Source organism: Sporosarcina luteola, from assembly GCF_023715535.1.
Taxonomy (GTDB): domain Bacteria; phylum Bacillota; class Bacilli; order Bacillales_A; family Planococcaceae; genus Sporosarcina; species Sporosarcina luteola_B.
In genome coordinates this window covers 1-439 of the sequence record NZ_JAMBOI010000053.1, presented here as the reverse complement: position 1 = coordinate 439, position 439 = coordinate 1, and the positions used below count along the sequence as shown (strand labels likewise).

Here is a 439-nt window from a genome sequence, read left to right as displayed (position 1 = left end):
CGCCTCGATACGGTCTTCGATCTTGGACCACAATTCAGGGGGCACCTCGCGCGCTGCAATCGTCTCGGCGAGAGGTGACAGCCTGCGCTCCCAGCCTTCGATGGCGGCGGCTAAGGTGGGCTCCAGGCGCGCACGCAACGCGACGCTCGCCCGCTCGGCAGCGGGGAGCGTGCCGAGCGCATACTCGGCCGCCAGCGCGTCGATGTCCTCCGCTTCGCTCATGAACCGAGGCACTTTCTAAGTTGCGCCAGGCTGCGATGCAGCCAGACCTTGATCGTCCCCACCGGGTGGCCGAACCGCTGTGCGATCTCGTCCCGGCTGAGGCCGGTGTAGTAGGCGAGCAGCACGATCTCGCGCTTCTGAGGCTCCAAGCCCTCCAGGCAATCCTGTAGCTGCCTCAGATCGGCGTTCTGCTGTGCGGCCTCGAGCGGGTTCAGCC

At 66.7% G+C, this 439-nt stretch carries 2 protein-coding genes; both read right to left on the bottom strand.

Annotation, left to right across the window (positions count from 1 at the left end):
* Positions 1 to 222: hypothetical protein (locus tag M3191_RS18270; protein ID WP_251701737.1), on the bottom strand; the 222-nt coding region annotated here is incomplete at its 3' end.
* A partial coding sequence (locus tag M3191_RS18265) for a sigma-70 family RNA polymerase sigma factor (RefSeq protein WP_251701736.1) occupies positions 219 to 439 on the bottom strand: 221 nt, incomplete at its 5' end. The genes M3191_RS18265 and M3191_RS18270, both read right to left, overlap by 4 nt.